The 988-nt window shown below is 62.2% G+C and carries 2 protein-coding genes; both read left to right on the plus strand.

Going from position 1 to position 988, the window contains the following annotated elements:
- On the plus strand, positions 1 to 219 hold a 219-nt coding region (locus HMPREF0591_RS29925; RefSeq protein ID WP_040624558.1), incomplete at its 5' end, for a hypothetical protein.
- Positions 220 to 367: 148 nt separating this feature from the next.
- Positions 368 to 964, plus strand: a complete 597-nt coding sequence (locus HMPREF0591_RS34315; protein ID WP_244269134.1) for a hypothetical protein — start codon at positions 368 to 370, stop codon at positions 962 to 964.
- Positions 965 to 988: the final 24 nt, after the last annotated feature.

Consider the following 988-nt stretch of genomic DNA (forward strand, 5'->3'; position numbering starts at 1 on the left):
CTGGGTGGCTCGTGGCCGATGACGGATCCGCAGAGCTTTCAGACCGCGTCTGAGGAGCAGCATGCCGACGGTGTGAAGCTGATCGACACGGCGGAGGGGCTGCGCCGCCAGGCCGGTGGTGTAGCCGCCGAGCAATCGGGACAGGCCATTGACGGATTTTTTGTGATGCACTTCGCCCCGGCTGGACAACGCTCCGACAACACCAGTGCCGCCGCCTGAGAACCCAGTACCGAAAGCCGGCCAACAGCTTGGTTGCCCGACCTGGGCCCACCCCGAAACCCACAACTCATGCCTCGCCCTCTCAGTGCGCGGCCAGGCGCTCGCATTGAGTGCAGATCTTGTCTGGGTCCCGGCTTAAGCTGGGGTAATGGATCCGCAACACAGCGGCGGGATGGGTATTACACAGCCGTGGCCGCCCCCACCACCGGTTCCTCGTCGACCACGGTTTTCCTGGACAGCATTGATTGCTGCGGTTCTGGCAGCGGCAGCGCTGGTGGTGGCCATCATTGCGCTCACCCAAACGCTCAGCTTCTCGAATTCCACACCGAGGGAATCACTTTCACCATCGACCGCCCCCTCATTGAGCACGGACTACACGGCCGCCAATCGCGCCCTGTGCACGGCGATCGCGCCGTTAATAATTGAGAACAACCACACGGCAAAGGCGTTGTCGAGCCAAGGAGCGGCGGGGTCCCCGGCGTGGAACGCGGCCCAACCGAAGTTTGTCCGCGATACAAAAGACTGGCTGACCAGAGCGCAGCCGGTCCTTGACAGTCACCCCGATGCGGAGCGCTTTTTACGAAGATCGCTTCAACGATTTATAGATGACCAACGGAATCTTGTTGCTGACCTCGAAGCTGGGCCATGGCAGCCGTACGACCAAAACCTCTGGGACGATACCACAGGCGCTGGCGCAGGTCCGCAGGCCATTTGTTGGGATCTGGGCGTCAAGTGGCAGGGCTGAGTGCGCCGGCGGGGATGCCGCATC

Source organism: Mycobacterium parascrofulaceum ATCC BAA-614, assembly GCF_000164135.1.
Classification (GTDB): domain Bacteria; phylum Actinomycetota; class Actinomycetes; order Mycobacteriales; family Mycobacteriaceae; genus Mycobacterium; species Mycobacterium parascrofulaceum.

Coding starts and splice junctions, on each gene's coding strand:
- HMPREF0591_RS34315 (WP_244269134.1), top strand. CDS start 368: ATGGATCCGCAACACAGCGGCGGGATGGGTATTACACAGCCGTGGCCG.